At 59.6% G+C, this 312-nt stretch carries 1 protein-coding gene; it reads left to right on the top strand.

Annotated features, from left to right (window positions below):
* Positions 1 to 105: 105 nt before the first annotated feature.
* Positions 106 to 312: flagellar basal body-associated FliL family protein (locus GYA94_RS26655; RefSeq protein WP_498072227.1), on the top strand; the 207-nt coding region annotated here is incomplete at its 3' end.

The following is a 312-nucleotide window of genomic DNA, read 5'->3' on the forward strand; positions in this document are numbered from 1 at the left end:
GCACCGCAGATCCTGCTGAAACCGAGTTTCTGAATAATCTGGCATAACACTTGCTCAGGCCAAGCCATCCTCCTTTGAACCCCCGATGGACGACGGATTATTGGCATGGCGAAGAGCGAAGCAGTCAAAGACCCCGCCACAAAAGGCAAACTCAAGCTGATCATCATGGCTGTCGTCGGCTTGTTGCTGGCGATCGGCCTTTCGGTGGGCGCTACCTGGTTCATCATGCACAAGAGCGAACCGGCGCCGGCCGCCGAGGCGGCAGCCAGCAACGTCAAGCCAGCGGCGATCTACCAGGCGCTGACCCCGGCC

The sequence above is a fragment of the Pseudomonas juntendi genome (assembly GCF_009932375.1).
Classification (GTDB): domain Bacteria; phylum Pseudomonadota; class Gammaproteobacteria; order Pseudomonadales; family Pseudomonadaceae; genus Aquipseudomonas; species Aquipseudomonas juntendi.